This is a genomic window from Nakamurella flava (assembly GCF_005298075.1).
GTDB classification, from domain to species: domain Bacteria; phylum Actinomycetota; class Actinomycetes; order Mycobacteriales; family Nakamurellaceae; genus Nakamurella; species Nakamurella flava.
This window is the reverse complement of sequence record NZ_SZZH01000001.1, coordinates 843,473-861,340: the sequence shown is the minus strand read 5'-3', so window position 1 is coordinate 861,340 and position 17,868 is coordinate 843,473. Positions and strand designations below refer to the sequence as shown.

Here is a 17,868-nt window from a genome sequence, read left to right as displayed (position 1 = left end):
ATCAGGTACTCAGAGCTTGTCGCCGACGATGGCCGTGAAGTCGGCCAGCCGGTTGGAGTAGCCCCACTCGTTGTCGTACCAGCCGACGATCTTGAAGAAGTTGCCCCCGAGGGCGATGGTCAGCGGCGCGTCGAAGGTGCACGACACGGGCGAGCCGACGATGTCCGAGGACACGATCGGATCGGTCGAGTAGGCCAGCTTGCCGACCAGCGAACCGGTCTGGGCCGCCTCGGCGAACGCCGCGTTCACGTCGTCGACGGTGGTGCCCTTCTCCAGCTCGACCGTCAGGTCGGTCACCGAGCCGGTGGGGACGGGCACGCGCAGGGCGTAGCCGTGCAGCTTGCCCTTGAGCTCCGGCAGCACCAGAGCGGTGGCCTTGGCGGCACCGGTGGTGGTGGGGATGATGTTGATGGCCGCCGCCCGGGCCCGCCGCAGGTCCTTGTGCGGGAAGTCCAGGATGACCTGGTCGTTGGTGTAGGCGTGCACCGTGGTCATCAGACCCTGGACGACGCCGAAGTTCTCGTGCAGGACCTTGGCCATCGGCGCCACGCAGTTGGTGGTGCAGGAGGCGTTGGACAGCACGGTCTGGCTGCCGTCGTACTTGTCGTCGTTGACCCCGACGACGACGGTGAGATCCTCGCCGGTGGCGGGCGCGGAGATGATGACCTTCTTGGCCCCGGCCTGGACGTGCTTACGGGCATCGTCGGCCTTGGTGAAGAAGCCCGTCGACTCGATGACCACGTCGACGCCGAGATCGCCCCACGGCAGCTTGGCCGGGTCACGCTCGGAGAGCGCCTTGATCTCCTTGCCGTTGACGGTGATCGAGTCCTCGCCGGCCTCCACGTCGTAGGGCAGCTTGCCCATGACGGAGTCGTACTTCAGCAGGTGGGCGAGAGTCTTGTTGTCGGTCAGGTCGTTGACCGCGACGATCTCCACGTCGCTGCCGAGAGAGTCGACCGCTCGCCAGTAGTTGCGGCCGATCCGGCCGAATCCGTTCACGCCGACGCGCACAGTCACGTGTTGCTTCCTCCTCTGAGAGGGCCCCCGCGACGGAGTCATGTTCCGCCGGAGGTTGGCTTGTGGCACGTCCCCCCGTCGTTCGGGGCGACGTCGCGGGCTCACTGTATCGGCCGAGTCCAGCCCGGGCATGTCGGGGTGGGTCCCGTTCGGGACCACCCACGGCCGGAGAACTGAATCGAATCAGCGACCCGGGTCACAGTACTGGACTACGGATCGAACCGCACCTCAGGCGTCGAGCATGTCGGCCGTCACCGCCGACTCGGTGTCCGGGATCCCCAGATCGGCCGCCCGCTTGTCCGCCATGGTCAACAGACGCCGGATGCGTCCGGCCACCGCGTCCTTGGTCATCGGCGGGTCGGCCAGCTGACCCAGCTCCTCCAGCGATGCCTGACCGTGGGCGATGCGCAGCCGACCGGCCTGGCTCAGATGGTCGGGGGCCTCCTCGCCCAGGATGGCCAGCGCCCGCTCCACCCGGGCGGCCGCGGCGACGGCGGCCCGGGCGGACCGGCGCAGGTTGGCGTCGTCGAAGTTGGCGAGCCGGTTCGCGGTGGCCCGCACCTCCCGCCGCATCCGCCGCTCCTCCCAGTCGAGCATCGACGAATGCGCGCCCAGCCGGGTCAGCAGTGCGGCGATCGCGTCGCCGTCCCGCACCAGCACCCGATCGGCGCCCCGCACCTCCCGGGCCTTGGCGCTCACGCCCATCCGGCGGGCCGATCCGACCAGTGCCAGCGCGGCCTCCGGGCTGGGGCACGTGATCTCCAGCGAGGCGCTGCGGCCTGGTTCGGTGAGCGAGCCGTGGGCGAGAAAGGCGCCCCGCCAAGCGGCTTCGGCGTCGGCGACCGATCCGGCGATGACCTGGGGCGGCAGGCCGCGGACGGGGCGGCCCCGGCCGTCCAGCAGTCCGGTCTGCCGGGCCAGCGAGTCCCCGCCGGCCACGACGCGCACGATGTACCGGGTGCTCTTGCGCAGACCGGAGGGGCTCAGCAGCTGGATGTCCGCCGTGTGCCCGTAGAGCTCGCCGATCTCGCGGCGGAGTCGCCGGGCGACGGCACCGGTGTCGAGTTCGGCCTCGACCACGATGCGGCCGGCGACCAGATGCAGCCCACCGGCGAAGCGGAGCAGCGCGGACACCTCGGCCTTGCGAGCCGGGATCTTGCTGACCGCCACCCGGCTCAGTTCGTCCTTGACGGCGGCGGTCATCGCCATGTGTGGGCCTTTCGAGCGGGTCGCGCCGGGTCACCGGCGCCGAACGGAACGGGGAAGGGGTGGGGATCGCGGCCGGCGGACGGTCGCCGGGCCGGTGGCCCGCTCACCGGGCGGGCCCGGGCAGCCGGGCGAACACGTCGGCCAGCGCGGCGGCGAGCCGGTCGGGGTCGTGGCGGGCGGTTCCCGGGACGGCGATGTCCCGCAGGTCCAGCCGGCTGCCCATGCGCTCGGCCGCCGTCCGCAACCGCCCGGGAAGGGCGACCGCGGACCGGTCGGCGAGGACGGAGTCCACCTGCACGTCGGGGGCGTGCGCCGCGAGCACCTCGAGGTGCTGCTCGGGGGAGAACCCTTCGGTCTCCCCCATCTGGGCCGCGAGGTTGAGCACCACCAGCCGGTGGGCGGGACTGGCGGCCAGGGCGGCCCGCATGTCGGGCAGCAGCACGTGGGGCAGCACGCTGGTGAACCAGGAGCCCGGCCCGAAGGTGATGACGTCCGCCGCGGCGATGGCCTCCAGCGCCTGCGGGCAGGCCGTCGCGTCCGCCGGATCCAGGGAGACCGACTGCACCTGACCCACCGTGGTGGCCACCGCGACCTGGCCGCGGATGGTCCGGACGGCCGCCGGGTCGTCGTCGACGCCCACCACCTCGGCGACGATGTCGAGCGGCTGACAGGCCATCGGCAGCACCCGGCCCCGCGCTCCGAGCAGCGCTCCGGCGGCGTCGAGCGCGGCGACCGGGTCGTCGAGCACCTCCGTCAGGCCGATGAGGACGACGTTGCCGACCGGGTGGCCGGCGAGAGCGCCCTGACCGGTGAACCGGTGCTGGAAGGTCCGTGACCACAGTCGCCCCCGGTCGTCGGGGGCGCTCAGCGCGGACAGCGCCATCCGCAGGTCACCGGGGGGCAGGATGCCGTCGACCTCGCGACGCAGGCGCCCGGAGGACCCGCCGTCGTCGGCCACGGTCACCACGGCCGTGATGTCGAGCCGCCGGTCGGGCAGCAGCCGCTGCAGGGCGGTGAGCATGGCGTGCAGGCCGTGGCCCCCGCCCAGGGTGACCACCCGCAGCGGGCCGTCGACGTCGCCGTCGCCACCGGACGGTGCGGTTCCGGAGACGAGCGCGGGGCCGGCGGGACGGGTCACGGTGGCCGTCACTCCCGCCCCAGGTCCCGGTGCACCACCGTGACGGCGAGCGACTCGTCGGCCAGCCGCCGGGCGAACTCCTCGGCGACGGCGACACTGCGGTGCTTGCCGCCGGTGCAGCCGACCGCGAGCGTGAGGTAGCGCTTGCCCTCCCGGCGGTAGCCGCCGTTGACCAGGCCGAGCAGCTCGACATAGCGGTCGAGGAACTCGGAGATGCCGTCCTGGGACAGCACGTAGTCGCTGACGTCCTGGTCGCGTCCGGTGTGCTCGCGAAGCTCGGGGATCCAGTGCGGGTTGGGCAGGAACCGCATGTCGACGACCATGTCGGCGTCCAGCGGCAGCCCGTACTTGAAGCCGAAGGACACAACGGTGAGGGAGGCGTGCCGGTCCGGCGCATCCTGACCGAAGGCCCGTTCGATCTGGTTGCGGAGCTGGTGGACGCTGATCTTGGAGGTGTCGACGACCACGTCGGCCTCCTGCCGCAGCGGCTCCAGCAGCATGCGTTCGCGGGTGATGCCGTCGGCCAACCGGCCGCCGCCCTGCAGCGGGTGGGAGCGGCGGTTCGACTCGAAGCGCCGGATCAGGATGGCGTCGTCGGCTTCCAGGTAGAGCACGCGGGGCCGGTAGCCGCGGGTGTCGAGATCCTTGATGACGGACGCGAGGTCCTCGGTGAACGCCCGGGTGCGGACGTCCAGCACGATCGCGATGCGGGTGACGTCACCGCTGGTGCGGGACCCCAGGTCGACCATCCGCGAGATCAGCTCCGGGGGCAGGTTGTCCACCACGAACCAGCCCATGTCCTCGAGCACCTTGGCCGCCGTGGACCGGCCGGCTCCGGACAACCCGGACACGATGGCGACCTCGATGGCCCCGGTGGCCGTCGGCGTCGCCGAAGGCGACGTCCGCGCGTCCGATGACGGTTGCCCGTGCTGTTCCTCGGTCACCGGATCACCCCTGTTCGCTCCACCGCCGACTTTCCCATGCGACCCCCGCCCGTCATCGGCCCGCGGCCCCCCGCCGTGCCGTCAGGAATCCTCTCCTATCCGGGCCGCCACCGTGACGATTTCCGCGGAATCCATGCTGTCACCCGCTTCACTCCCGTCACTCGGTGGGTCGGACGGGCGGTCGGCGTCCGTCGGATCCGGCCGCGGAAGACCTGCCTGGGCCCCGGACGACGACACACCGGACGGCGAAGCGGGTTCTCGGCCCGGCGGACCCGACGCCGCCGGGGCCGTGGTGGATCCGGCAAGCGCGTCGATGATCGTCTGGGCGGTCCGGCGGCCGATCCCCGGCACGGCCATCACCTCCTCCACGTCGGCCCGGCGCAGGGCGGCGACCGACCCGAAGTGCCGGATCAGGGCCTTGCGCCGCACCTCTCCGAGACCCGGGACCTGGTCGAGCGCCGACACCGTCATCGACTTGGACCGCTTGGCCCGGTGGTAGGTGATCGCGAAGCGGTGCGCCTCGTCGCGCAGCCGCTGCAGGAGGTAGAGCGCCTCACTGGTCCGCGCGAAGATGACCGGGTCGTCGCGGTCCGGCACCCAGACCTCCTCCAGCCGTTTGGCCAGCCCGCAGACCGTGACGTCGGTGATGCCCAGGTCGGCCAGAACGGTCGCCGCCGCGTTCACCTGGGGCGCGCCCCCGTCCACCACCAGGAGTTGGGGCGGGTAGGCGAACCGGCGGGGCCGCCCGGTCTCGGGGTTGATGCCGGGCGGGCGGTCCGCGTCGGTCTGCTCCGACGTCTGCATCGCTGCCCCGTCGACCTCGGTCGCGTCCCCGGTGCTGGCTGCCTCGATGCGCAGCCCCCGGCTGAACCGGCGGCGGACCACTTCGGCGATGGACGCGACGTCGTCGCCGGGCCGATCGCGGATCGCGAACCGGCGGTAGTCGCTGCGCTTGGGCAGACCGTCCTCGAAGACGACCAGCGAAGCGGCCACATCGGTGCCCTGGACGTGCGAGATGTCGATGCACTCGATGCGCAGTGGCGCCTGGTCCATCTCCAGCGTGTCGGCGAGTTCGCTGAGCGCGGCCGACCGGGCCGTCAGGTCGCTGGCCCGCTTCAGCCGGTGCAGCGCGAGCGCCTCGGCGGCGTTACGGGTCACGGTGTCGGCCAGAGCCTTCTTGTCGCCCCGTCGCGGCACCCGGAGCCGAACCCGTCCGCCGCGCAGGGACGACAGCCAGGCGGTCACGTCGGTGGGTTCTTCGCCGTCGCCCGCCGGATCGTCGGAGTCGCCCTCCGGCTCGTTGCGGGGTCGGTCGACCGGGTCGGCCGACACCGTGGGCACAGGCTCGGCCGGGAGCGCCGGGACGAGGATCTCCCGGGGGATCGCGGTGGCTCCGTCGTCGGCCGCCCGCCCCCCGTAGAACTGGAGCAGGAAATCCTCGACCAGCGCGCCGAGTGCGAGATCTCTTGCTGCCACCGCAGTCTCGTCGGTGTCGAGATCTTTGGCGGCCACCGGTGAACCCTGGGTGCCGACACCACGCAGGTCGGCGGTCGCGTCGACGATCCAGCCCCGCTGACCGCGGACCCGTCCGCCCCGGACGTGGAACACCTGCACCGAGGCGAGGAGATCGTCGGCGGCGATGCCGATGACGTCGGCGTCCGTCCCGTCGCCGAAGACGACGGCCTGCTTCTCGACCGCGCGACGCACCGCGCCGAGGTCGTCGCGCAACCGCGCGGCCCGCTCGAAGTCCAGTTCCTCGGCGGCGGCCTGCATCTGGCCCTCGAGGCGCCGGATCAGCGGATCGGCCCGTCCGGCCATGAAGTCACAGAACGAGTCGACGATGTCGCGGTGCTCGTCGGCGCTGACCCGGCCCACGCAGGGAGCCGAGCACTTGCCGATGTACCCCAGGAGGCAGGGTCGGCCGATCTGTCCCGAGCGCTTGAAGACCCCGGCCGAGCAGGTACGGGCCGGGAACACGCGCAGCAGCAGGTCGAGGGTCTCCCGAATCGCCCAGGCGTGGGCGTACGGCCCGAAGTACCGCACGCCCTTGCGGTGCGGCCCGCGCATGACCTGCAGGCGTGGGTACTCCTCGCCCACCGTGACCGCGAGCTCGGGGTAGGACTTGTCGTCCCGGTAGCGCACGTTGAAGCGAGGGTCGAACTCCTTGATCCAGTTGTATTCCAGCTGGAGGGCCTCGACCTCGGTGGTGACGACCGTCCACTGGACCGACCCGGCGGTGGTGACCATGCGCCGGGTCCGCGGGTGCAGCGCCGACAGGTCGGAGAAGTAGGAGTTCAGCCGCGACCGCAGGCTCTTGGCCTTGCCGACGTAGATGACGGTGCCGGCGGGATCCCGGAAGCGGTACACCCCGGGCGAGTCCGGGATGGTCCCCGGGGCCGGGCGGTAGGTGGCGGGATCGGGCATGCGATCGAGGGTAGTTGCGCGGACCGACAGTCCGTCCGAGCGCATCCGGTCCGACCGGACGCACCCGAACCGCCCCGTCGGCCGCGCCCGGATCGTTCCCTTCTACCCGACTATCAGCCTCACCAAGCGAGAGACTTGGCACTCGCCTCGGTCACGAGCGGGGCCGACGACGGCCGATAGGGTTGGGCCGCCGGTCGGACCGGCGCCCGGTCCGGACGCACTCCCCGCCGCATGGTCCCCCAGCCTCTGGGGTATCTGTCCGGGAGCCGCCCGCAGCGGGATGGCACGGCAGCACAGGGAGTGACTATGGAGATCTGGCCCGGAAAGGCTTATCCGCTGGGGGCCACGTTCGACGGCACCGGCACGAACTTCGCCCTGTTCAGCGAGGTCGCCGAAAAGGTCGAACTGTGTCTCATCGACGACTCCGGCAACGAGACGCGGGTGGTGATGCCCGAGCGTGACGCGTTCGTCTGGCACTGCTATCTCCCGACGATCCAACCGGGACAGCGGTACGGCTACCGCGTCCACGGCCCGAACGACCCGGGCGGCAGCGGGGCCCGCTGCAACCCCAACAAGCTGCTGCTGGATCCGTACGCCAAGGCCGTCTCCGGTGAGATCGACTGGGATCCGTCACTTTTCGGCTACAACATGGGCGAGCCCGATTCCCGCAACGACGACGACTCCGGGCCGTACATGATGCACGCGGTCGTCATCAACCCGTTCTTCGACTGGACGGGCGATCGCTCGCTCGGCATCCCCTACGCCGACAGCATCATCTACGAGACCCACGTCAAGGGTCTGACCGAGATGCACCCCGAGATCCCGGAGAGCCAGCGCGGCACCTACGCCGGCGTCGCGCACCCCGCGGTCATCGACCACCTGACCCGCCTCGGCGTCACCGCCATCGAGCTGATGCCGGTGCACCAGTTCGTGCAGGACAGCACCCTGCTCGACCAGGGTCTGCGGAACTACTGGGGTTACAACACCATCGGCTTCTTCGCCCCCGAGGGCGCGTACTCGGCGTTCGGCGACCGCGGCCAGCAGGTGCAGGAATTCAAGGCCATGGTGAAGGCCCTGCACGCGGCCGGCATCGAGGTCATCCTCGACGTGGTCTACAACCACACCGCCGAGGGCAATCACATGGGCCCGACGATCGGCTTCCGCGGCATCGACAACGCCGCCTACTACCGCCTGGTCGACGACGACAAGCGCTACTACATGGACTACACCGGGACCGGGAACTCTTTCAACGTCCGGCACCCGCACTCGCTGCAGCTGATCATGGACTCGCTGCGCTACTGGGTGACCGAGATGCACGTCGACGGCTTCCGTTTCGACCTGGCCGCCACCCTGGCCCGCGAGTTCTACGACGTCGACCGGCTGTCCACGTTCTTCGAACTCGTCCAGCAGGACCCGATCGTCTCGCAGGTCAAGCTCATCGCCGAGCCGTGGGACATCGGTCCCGGTGGCTATCAGGTGGGCAACTTCCCACCCCAGTGGACCGAGTGGAACGGCAAGTACCGCGACACGGTCCGGGACTTCTGGCGCGGCGAGCCGGCCACCCTCGGCGAGTTCGCCTCCCGCCTCACGGGTTCGGCGGACCTGTACGAGTCGTCCGGCCGGCGGCCGGTGGCCTCGATCAACTTCGTCATCGCCCACGACGGCTTCACCCTGCGCGACCTGGTCTCCTACAACGAGAAGCACAACGAGGCCAACGGCGAGAACAACAACGACGGTGAGTCCCACAACCGTTCGTGGAACTGTGGTGTCGAGGGCCCGACCGACGACGAGAACGTGCTCGCGCTGCGGGCCCGTCAGCAGCGGAACATGATCGCGACACTCCTGCTGTCGCAGGGTGTCCCGATGCTCGCGCACGGCGACGAGCTGGGCCGCACGCAGCTGGGCAACAACAACACCTACTGCCAGGATTCCGAGCTGTCGTGGATCCACTGGCTGGACGCGGACGAGCCGCTCATCGAGTTCACCGCCTCGGTGGCCCGGTTGCGGCGCCAGCACCCGACCTTCCGCCGCCGCCGCTTCTTCGACGGTCGGCCGGTCAGCCGGGAGGAGGGTTCGGAGGTGCCGGACATCGTCTGGATGACGCCGTCCGGTGACGCGATGAAGCCCGAGGACTGGAACTCCGGGTTCGGCCGCTCGATCGGCATGTACCTCAACGGCAACGGAATCCGCGGCATGGACTCCCGCGGTCAGCGCGTCGTCGACGACTCGTTCCTGCTGCTGTTCAACGCCCACGACGAGACGCTGGAGTGGACACTGCCCCCGGTCGAGTACGCGGCCGGCTGGCGGCTGGTGATCGACACCGCCGGTGTCCCCGAGCACCTCGAAGCCATTCCGGCCGGTCACACCGTGTCCGTCGCGGACAAGGGCATGGTCGTGCTGCAGGCCTTGGCCGACGCGCAGGAGCCCATCCCGGCCGGCCAGCCGGCGGCGGCGGTGCCCACCATCGCGCCGGTCCCCGTGCCGATGCGTCCGGAAGGCGGCAGCGAACCCACCGGAGCCGGCGCGCCGGCGTCCGACACTCAGAGCGTCGACGAGGCCGACGAGGCGCAGGCCCCCGAGGCCGAGACCGCCGAGCCGGAACCCGTGTCCAGCCAGGAGGTCCCGGCCGAGACCGGTTCCTCGGAATCGCAGGGTTCGAAGTCGGGCGGCAGCGGGAACTCGCGCAGCGCGAAGTCGTCCGGCAAGGGCAAGTCGAAGAAGGACAAGTAGTGAGCGGTCGGGCACGGGGCATCCAGTCCCGTGCCCGACCGTGCGTCACCGGCCGGGCGCCGGGCTCGCGCCACCCCCGCACCCCTGGAGAGATTCCGTGAGAACGCCCCGCTCGACCTATCGGCTGCAGATCACCGCCGACTGGCCCCTGGACCGGGCCGCGGCGCTGGTCCCCTACCTGCAGGACCTCGGCGCCGACTGGGTCTACCTCTCGCCGCTGCTGCAGTCCGAGCCCGGATCGACCCACGGCTACGACGTCACCGACCACGCGGTCACCGACGAACCCCGCGGTGGCCGCGACGGTCTGGAGGCCACCGCGCGGGCCGCGCACGACGCCGGCCTGGGCGTTCTCGTCGACATCGTCCCCAACCACGTCGGGACGGCGACGCCCCGCCTGTCCACCTGGTGGTGGGACCTGCTGAGCCACGGCCCACAGTCCCGGTATGCCACCGCGTTCGACGTGGACTGGGCGGCCGGCCACGGCAAGCTGGTCATCCCCATCCTGGGCGACGGTCCCGAAGAACTGGCGGAGCTGGCCGTCTCCGACGACGGCGCGGAGCTGCGGTACTACGACCATCGGTTCCCGATCGCCGAGGGCACCGGGTCGGGGACCGCCCGGCAGGTCCACGACCGGCAGCACTACCGCCTGGTCAATTACCGGCGGGCCGACACCGAGCTGAACTACCGCCGGTTCTTCGCGATCAGCACCCTGTCGGCCGTGCGGGTGGAGGACCCGGAGGTGTTCGCGGAGTCCCACGCGGAGATCAAGCACTGGATCGACGCCGGGTGGGTCGACGGTCTGCGGATCGACCACCCGGACGGTCTGGCCGACCCGGGCAAGTACCTGGACGACTTGGCGAAGCTGTCCGGCGGTCGGTACGTGCTCGTCGAGAAGATCCTCGAGGGTGACGAGCGCCTGCCCGACGCATGGCAGTGCGCCGGCACGACCGGGTACGACGCACTCGCCGTGCTGGATCGGGTGCTGGTCGACCCGGCCGGGGAGGACGGCCTGGACCTGCTGGACACCCAGCTGCGCGGTGGTCTGCGGGTCGACTGGGCGGAGATGACCCGGTACACCAAGCGGGCGGTGGCCGACGGCATCCTCCGATCGGAGGTGCTCCGCCTGGCCCGGCTGCTGCCGGACATCGACGGGGCCGACGACGCGGTGGCCGAGCTGCTCAGTTCGATGAGCGTCTACCGCACCTATCTGCCGGTCGGGGCCGAATACCTGGACGAGGCGGTCGAGGTGGCGGTCACCAACCGGCCGGAGATCGCCGTCACGATCCGGGAGGTCGCCGATCGGCTGCGCGAGACGGACACCGAGGTCTCGGTCCGCTTCCAGCAGACGTCCGGGATGGTGATGGCCAAGGGCGTGGAGGACTGCGCGTTCTACCGGTGGACGCGACTGACCTCGCTCACCGAGGTCGGCGCGGAGCCGGCGGACTTCGCGCTGGACCCGGCCGAATTCCACCGTCGCCAGGCCGAGCGCGCCCGGACCCTGCCCCGGAGCATGACCGCGCTGTCGACCCACGACACCAAGCGCTCCGAGGACACCCGGGCGCGGATCAGCGTCCTGTCCGAGATCGCCGACGAATGGGGCGGTTTCGTCCGGGAGGTCGGCTCGCTGGCCCCGCTGGCCGACGGGTCGCTGGCCAACCTGCTGTGGCAGGCCACCGTCGGCGCCTGGCCGATCGAGCGTGACCGCCTGCACGCCTACGCCGAGAAGGCCTCCCGGGAGGCCGGGGTGTCGACCCGCTGGATCGACGGAGACCCGGAGTTCGAGGAGCGGATGCACGCCCTGGTCGACGCCGTGTACGACGACGAGGCGGTGGCCGCGCTCGTCGCCGCGATGGTGGACCGCATCCGGGTCGCCGGCTGGTCGAACTCGCTGGCGCTCAAGCTGCTGCAGGTGACCGGCCCGGGGGTGCCGGACGTCTACCAGGGCACGGAACTGTGGGACTTCTCGCTGGTCGACCCGGACAACCGTCGCGAGGTCGACTACGACCGTCGTCGGGAGCTGCTGGGTCGCCTGGATTCCGGCTGGGTCCCCGAGATCGACGAGTCCGGCGCGGCGAAGCTGCTGGTCACGAGCCGGGCCCTGCGACTGCGCCGGGACCGACCCGAGCTGTTCGGTTCCTATGCCCCGGTGACGGTGACCGGTGAGGCCGCGGGGCATCTGGTGGCCGCCGACCGGGGCGGCGCCGTCACCCTGGCCACCCGGCTGCCGGTGGGCCTGGCCGAACGCGGCGGCTGGGGCGACACCACCGTGGCCGTTGCCGACGGCGAATGGCTCGACGCCCTGACCGGAGCACGGTTCACCGCGGAGTCCGGCCTGCCGGTCGGTGCCGTTCTGCAGCGCTACCCCGTCGCCCTGCTCCACCGGGCCTGACCGCCACAAGGACGAAGGGATCTTCGATGTCTGAGACTTTCCGGGTGTGGGCACCGCTGGCCGACACCGTGCAGCTGCACGCCCTCGGCGGGGACCATCCCATGGCCGCCGACGAGAAGGGTTGGTGGTCGGTCGATCTCGACGTCGCGAGCGGCGACGACGGGATCGACTACGGGTATCGGATCGACGGGAGCGAACCCCGACCCGATCCGCGGTCGCGTCGGCAGCCCGAGGGGGTACACGGCCTCTCCCGCACCTTCGATCTCACCGCCCACCGGTGGCAGGACGGATTGTGGGCCGGGCGACGGCTGGCCGGCAGCGTCCTGTACGAGATGCACATCGGCACCTTCACCCCCGAGGGGACGTTCGACGCGGCCATCGGTCGGCTCGACCACCTGACGTCGATCGGGGTCGACATGGTGGAGATCCTGCCGGTCAACGACTTCAACGGGGTGCACAACTGGGGTTACGACGGCGTGCTCTGGTACGCGGTGCACGAGACCTACGGGGGGCCGGCCGGTTACCAGCGGTTCGTCGACGCCTGCCACCAGCGCGGCATCGGCGTCATCCAGGACGTGGTCTACAACCACCTGGGCGCGAGCGGGAACTACCTCACCCAGTACGGGCCCTACCTCCACGACGACGGCCGAGCCAACACCTGGGGCGCCGGGGTGAACCTCGACGGTCCGCAGTCGGACGAGGTGCGCCACTACATCCTGGACAACGTCGAGATGTGGCTGCGCGACTACCACGTCGACGGTCTGCGGCTGGATGCCGTGCACGCCCTGCAGGACACCAACGCGGTGCACCTGCTGGAGGAGATCGCGATTCGGGTCGACGCGCTGGCCCCGCACGTGCGGCGGCCGCTGTCGCTCATCGCGGAGTCCGACCTGAACGACCCGAAGATGATCATGCCGCGGGAGACCGGCGGCTACGGCCTGACCGCGCAGTGGAACGACGACTTCCACCACGTGCTGCACGTCGCCCTGACCGGGGAGACCACCGGCTACTACGCCGATTTCGGGCCGGTGTCGGCGATCGCGAAGGTGCTCACCCGCGGGTTCTTCCACGACGGCACCCATTCCAGCTTCCGCGGCCGGGACCACGGCCGTCCCGTCGACGTGCTGACCGTCCCGACCTGGCGGTTCGTGGGGTACTCGCAGAACCACGATCAGATCGGCAACCGGGCCGCCGGCGATCGTCTGGCGCACCAGGCCTCGTTCGACCACGCGGTGCTGGCCGCCACCCTGGTGCTCACCGGTCCGTTCACCCCGATGCTGTTCCAGGGCGAGGAATGGGCCGCGTCGACACCGTGGCCGTTCTTCACCTCGCACCCGGAGCCGGAGCTCGGTGAGGCCACCCGCGAGGGCCGGTTCAAGGAGTTCGAGCGGATGGGCTGGGACCGTTCCCAGGTCCCCGATCCCCAGGACCCGGACACGTTCGCCTCGGCCAAGCTGCAGTGGGACGAGCGGTCGCAGGGCCGGCACGCCGAGATGCTCGACGTCTACCAGCGGCTGATCGCGGTGCGCCGGGCCCGGCCGGAGCTGACCGACCCGCGGTTCCCGCTGACCTCGGTGGAGTGCGACGACGACGAGCGCTGGCTGGTCATCGACCGGTCCGGGGTGCGGATCGCGGCCAACCTGTCCGACTCCGAGCGCGAGGTGCCCCTGGGTGCGCCGGCCGGCGCGGTGCTCTTCGCCACCGATCCGGCCGTCGCGGACCGTGTCGTGGCCTCGGGCACCACCCTCCGTCTGCCGCCTCGCGCCGCGGTGGTGCTGGGCCCGGCGGACTGAACGGGCCGGTTCGCGGTGGCGCCGTCAGGTGCCACCGCGAACCGGGCGGATCTACCGTCCCGGGGTCGGACGCAACGGAAGACCGGCCAGTCGGTAGCACTCGTCGATGAGTTCCATGGTCGCCACGGCGTCGTCGGCGTCGGTGGCGAATGCGGCGCCGCCCCGTACGGCCGCGGTGAAGGCGTCGAGCTGGTAGGTGTACGACGAGCGCGTCCCGAGATGCTCGGTGCGCGAACCGTTCTCGGTGTCGATCATCAGCCGGTCGTCCTCATGGGGATGGATGAAGTCGGGGATCGTCGCCTCACCCCGGGTACCGACCACCCGGTGCCGCATGACGAACGCGTCGGCCGCCATGTGACAGGACGCCGTCCCGGTCGCACCCGACGGGAACGTCAGCTCGGCGGTCATCCACTCGTCGACACCGGGGTGACCGGCGCGCTCCCCCGCCCGGGCGGTGACGACCTGCGGCGGCCCGCCGGCGAACCGGGCCAGCTCCCGATGGGTGTGCAGGCTGTAGCAGCCGAGGTCCATCAGTGCGCCACCGGCCAGATCGAACTGCCAGCGCAGGTCCGAGTCGTCGGGCGCCGGCATCTCCATGACCGTCTCGACCCGCCGCAACTCGCCGAACTCACCGGTGGTCAGCAGCTCGTGCAGTCGGGTGATCACCGGGTGGTAGCGGTAGTGGAAGCCCTCCATGAACGTTCGTCCGGTCTGCCGGACGACATCCCGGACGGCACGGGCCTGGTCAGCGGTCCCGGCCGACGGCTTCTCACTCAGCACGTGTTTGCCGGCCCGCAGGGCGCGGATGTTCCACGGCGCGTGCAGCGAATTGGCCAGCGGGTTGTAGACGACCTCGACCTCGGGATCGGCCAGCACGTCGGCGTATCCGTCCAGGACCCGCTCGACACCGTGTTCGGCGGCGAACGCCTCGGCCCGGCCCCGATCCCGGGCCGCCACGGCCACCAGCCGCGCGCCGGTCAGCCGGGCCGGTTCGACGATCGAGAGTGCCGAGATCCGCGCGGCCCCCAGGACGCCGATGCGCAGCGGCTCACCGCCCGCGGTCATTTCGCACCCGGTGCGTCCAGGCGCACCTCGTCGATGCGCACCGGGCGGTGCTCACGCCGGGACAGCGTCGCGGCCTCGGCCATCCAGGTCACGGCGAGCGCGTCGTCGACCGTGCACGGCGACGGGCGACGGCCCGCGACCACCTCGGTGAACACGCCGAGCTCGGCCTGGAACGCCGAAGCCAGTCGGTCCATGAAGAACGAGGCGGCCGGCCCGGCGGGCCAGGACACGTCGGGATCGACGTTCCGCAGTGGCGTGGTGTCCGACCAGCCGGCGGCGACACTGTCCGCCACGCCGTGGATCTCGGCGCGAACGTCGTACCCCCGGCCGTGGTAGCGGGTGTTGGTGATGATGCCGGTCGCCCCGTCGTCGAACGTGACGAGCGTCGTCGCGGTGGCGACGTCGTCGATCTCGGCGAAGAAGTCGGCGCCGTGGGCGGTGCCGACCGCGTAGACCTCCACCGGCTCCCGACCGGTCAACCAGCGGACGGTGTCGAAGTCGTGGACCGAGCAGTCCCGGAAGATGCCGCCGGAGACCTCCAGGTACTCCCGCGGCGCGGGAGCCGGGTCCAGCGTGGTCGACCGCACGGTGTGCACCCAGCCGAGCTCGCCGCACTCCACGGCCCGGCGGGCCGCGGCGAACGCCGGATCGAAACGGCGGGGGTAACCGATCTGCACCGCGAGACCCGACTCCCGGACCAGGTGGGCGACCTGCACCGCCTCGGCCGGGTCGGCCGACAGCGGCTTCTCGCAGAAGACGGGGATCCCGGCGTCCAGACCCGCCCGGATGAGGGCGGTGTGGGCCGGGGTGGCCGCGGCGATGACGACGCCGTCGACCCCGGCCGCCAGCAGCGCCTCGGGGCTGTCCGCGGCCTCGGCGCCGACCGCCTCGACCGTGGCGGCGATGGCCGCGGGCACCGCGTCGGTGACGACCAGCGAGTCGACGGCCGGTAGTGCGGCGAGGGTGCGGGCGTGGAAGGCGCCGATCCGGCCGAGGCCGATCAGACCGAGACGCATGACGGGGGTGTCCTTTCGACGGACGACAGAGGGGGGTGGTGCGGTACCGGGGTGACCCGCCGGGATCAGGGTCCGAGGGCGCCGATGACGTTCTGGTCCCAGTCGATGACCGAGCCGGTGACCACGCCGCTGCGGTCGGACAGCAGGAACGCCACGAAGTCGGCGATCTCGTCGACCTGACCGACCTTGCCCATCGGCAGGGTCGCACCGGCCCGCTCCGCCCAGTCGGCCCCGGCTCCGTTGGCCTCCCGCTGGGTGACGGTCTCCTGGTCGGTGGCGGTCCAACCGATGTTGACCCCGTTGATGCGGATGCGATCCCACCGGTGGGCGTGGGCGGCGTTCCTGGTGAGGCCGGCCAACCCGGCCTTGCTGGCGACGTACGGCGCGAGAACCGCCTGGCCGCCGTGGGAGTCGATGGTCACGATGTTGACGATCGCCCCCGGAGCCTGACGTCGGCGCATGTCGGCGACCGCGGCCTGCATGAGGAAGAACGGCCCCCGCAGGTTGATCGCCATGTGCTGGTCGAACAGTTCCGGGGTGGTGTCCAGCAGCGACCCGCGGCTGGTCAGCCCGGCCGAGTTGACCAGGGCGTCGATGCGGCCGTGCCGGGCGACGGTGGCGGCCACCGACGCCTGGGCGGAAGCGACGTCGGAGACATCGGCAACGACGAAGGACGCGTCGATCCCCTCGGCCCGCAATCCGTCGGCCGCGGCCGCCCCCCGACTCGCGTCGCGTCCGGTGACCACAACGGCGGCGCCCTCCCGGCCCGCGGCCCGGGCGATCGCCAGACCGAGCCCCTGGGTGCCGCCGCTGACGAGCACCACCCGGTCGGTCAAGAGTTCCTGCACGTTCGATCCTCCGTTGATCGGTCGCCGGGTCCTGCGGTCCGAACCCTAGCCGCCGGGTGCCGGGCAGCCCGGGGTGCGGTTCGGCTGACGGGAAACGCGGTCCGAACCCTAGCCGCCGGGTGCCGGGCAGCCCGGGGTGCGGGGCTGCTGACGGGAAACGCGGTCCGAACCCTAGCCGCCGGGTGCCGGGCAGCCCCGGGGTGCGGGGCTGCTGACGGGAAATGCGGTGAGAATGACGGGTCCACAATGACGGGATGACCACGCACCCCTATCCGATCCGGGAGATCGCGCGGCAGGCCGGGGTGAGCGAGGCGACCGTCGACCGGGTGCTCAACCAGCGGCCCGGGGTCCGGGCCAGTACCGACGCCAAGGTCCGGCAGGCCATCACCGATCTCGATCGGCAGCGGGCCCAACTGCGCCTGCGGGGCCGCACGTTCCTGGTGGACCTGGTCATGCAGACCCCGGACCGGTTCTCGTCAGCCGTCAAGAGCGCGGCCGAGGCGGTCCTGCCGACGATGCTGCCGGCCGTGGTCCGCGCCCGGTTCGACTTCCGCGAGTCCGGACGGCCGGCTGACATCGCCCGGGTGCTGCGCGACATCCGGCACCGCGGTTCGTCCGGCGTCATCCTCAAGGCGCCGGACCACGGCGAGGTGGTCGCCGAGGTCGAGCGGTTGACCGAGGCCGGCATCCCCGTGGTGACGTTCGTGACCGATCTGCCGCACAGCCGGCGCATCGGGTACGTCGGCAGCGACAACCGCGCCGCCGGCGCGACCGCCGCCTACCTGGTGGACCGGTGGCTCGGGGCAGCGGACGGCGCCGTGCTCATCGCCATCAGCCGCAGCGAGTTCCGGGGCGAGGAGGAACGGGAGATGGGGTTCCGCTCGACCCTGCGGACCGGATCGGGCCGCCGGGTCATCGAGGTGACCGACACCGACGGTCTCGACGCGTCGGTGCGGGAACAGGTCAGGGCCCGGCTGGCGGCCGACCCCGCCATCGTCGCCGTCTATTCGACGGGCGGCGGCAACCGCGCCATCCTGGACGCCTTCGACGACAGCGCCCGCGTCTGCTCGGTCTTCATCGGACACGATCTCGACCGGGACAATCGAGCCCTGCTGGCCGGCCACCGCATCTCCGCCGTACTGCACCACGACCTGGCGGCGGACCTGCGCCGCGCGGCGCACCTCGTGATGGGCTTCCACGGCGCGATCGACGTGGTCGGTCCCACCGGGCCCACCCCGGTCCAGGTGATCACCCCGTTCAACGTTCCGCCGGTCGTCGGGTCCTGAACCCGGCTC

General features: G+C 71.4%; 12 protein-coding genes. 4 read left to right on the top strand and 8 right to left on the bottom strand.

The window, feature by feature from the left end; genetic code table 11:
• Positions 1-9: 9 nt before the first annotated feature.
• From gap to uvrC, 5 genes are all read right to left on the bottom strand, one after another.
• On the bottom strand, positions 10-1,017 hold the full coding sequence (gene gap / locus FDO65_RS03870) for a type I glyceraldehyde-3-phosphate dehydrogenase (protein WP_137448116.1): 1,008 nt from the start codon (positions 1,015-1,017) through the stop codon (positions 10-12).
• 228 nt (positions 1,018-1,245) lie between these two features.
• Positions 1,246-2,226, bottom strand: coding sequence for a DNA-binding protein WhiA (whiA, locus tag FDO65_RS03865; RefSeq protein ID WP_137448115.1), 981 nt, complete (start codon positions 2,224-2,226; stop codon positions 1,246-1,248).
• A gap of 103 nt (positions 2,227-2,329) precedes the next feature.
• Entirely contained in the window at positions 2,330-3,289 is a 960-nt protein-coding gene (locus FDO65_RS03860; protein ID WP_137449439.1) for a gluconeogenesis factor YvcK family protein, read from the bottom strand.
• Positions 3,290-3,372: 83 nt separating this feature from the next.
• A complete protein-coding gene (gene rapZ, locus FDO65_RS03855; protein WP_166442125.1) occupies positions 3,373-4,230 on the bottom strand; it encodes an RNase adapter RapZ in 858 nt (285 codons plus the stop codon).
• 159 nt (positions 4,231-4,389) lie between these two features.
• Positions 4,390-6,732 (bottom strand): excinuclease ABC subunit UvrC, encoded by a 2,343-nt coding sequence (uvrC, locus tag FDO65_RS03850; protein ID WP_137448113.1) that lies wholly within the window; start codon positions 6,730-6,732, stop codon positions 4,390-4,392.
• Between the two features lie 306 nt (positions 6,733-7,038).
• Between uvrC and glgX the strand changes: the two genes are divergently transcribed.
• The 3 genes from glgX to treZ all read left to right on the top strand — a co-directional run bounded on the left by glgX (position 7,039) and on the right by treZ (position 13,644).
• Complete coding sequence (gene glgX, locus FDO65_RS03845; protein ID WP_137448112.1) at positions 7,039-9,462, top strand: glycogen debranching protein GlgX; 2,424 nt, start codon at positions 7,039-7,041, stop codon at positions 9,460-9,462.
• Positions 9,463-9,559: 97 nt separating this feature from the next.
• The gene (treY, locus tag FDO65_RS03840) at positions 9,560-11,851 is read left to right on the top strand and encodes a malto-oligosyltrehalose synthase (RefSeq protein WP_137448111.1); all 2,292 of its coding nucleotides are present in this window, start codon (positions 9,560-9,562) and stop codon (positions 11,849-11,851) included.
• 26 nt (positions 11,852-11,877) lie between these two features.
• Complete coding sequence (gene treZ / locus FDO65_RS03835) at positions 11,878-13,644, top strand: malto-oligosyltrehalose trehalohydrolase (RefSeq protein ID WP_137448110.1); 1,767 nt, start codon at positions 11,878-11,880, stop codon at positions 13,642-13,644.
• Between the two features lie 51 nt (positions 13,645-13,695).
• Here treZ and FDO65_RS03830 read toward each other — a convergent pair whose 3' ends face one another.
• The 3 genes from FDO65_RS03830 to FDO65_RS03820 form a co-directional block, all read right to left on the bottom strand.
• Positions 13,696-14,709, bottom strand: coding sequence for a Gfo/Idh/MocA family protein (locus FDO65_RS03830; RefSeq protein ID WP_137448109.1), 1,014 nt, complete (start codon positions 14,707-14,709; stop codon positions 13,696-13,698).
• Positions 14,706-15,725 carry a Gfo/Idh/MocA family protein gene (locus tag FDO65_RS03825; RefSeq protein WP_137448108.1) on the bottom strand — a complete coding sequence of 340 codons (1,020 nt, stop codon included), beginning with the start codon at positions 15,723-15,725 and terminating at the stop codon, positions 14,706-14,708. Before FDO65_RS03825 ends, FDO65_RS03830 begins: the two co-directional genes overlap by 4 nt.
• Positions 15,726-15,790: 65 nt before the next feature.
• Entirely contained in the window at positions 15,791-16,573 is a 783-nt protein-coding gene (locus tag FDO65_RS03820; protein WP_137448107.1) for an SDR family oxidoreductase, read from the bottom strand.
• Positions 16,574-16,827: 254 nt separating this feature from the next.
• On the opposite strand from FDO65_RS03820, the gene FDO65_RS03815 reads away from it, so the two are divergent.
• The gene (locus FDO65_RS03815; RefSeq protein WP_137448106.1) at positions 16,828-17,859 is read left to right on the top strand and encodes a LacI family DNA-binding transcriptional regulator; all 1,032 of its coding nucleotides are present in this window, start codon (positions 16,828-16,830) and stop codon (positions 17,857-17,859) included.
• The last annotated feature ends 9 nt before the right edge of the window (positions 17,860-17,868 follow it).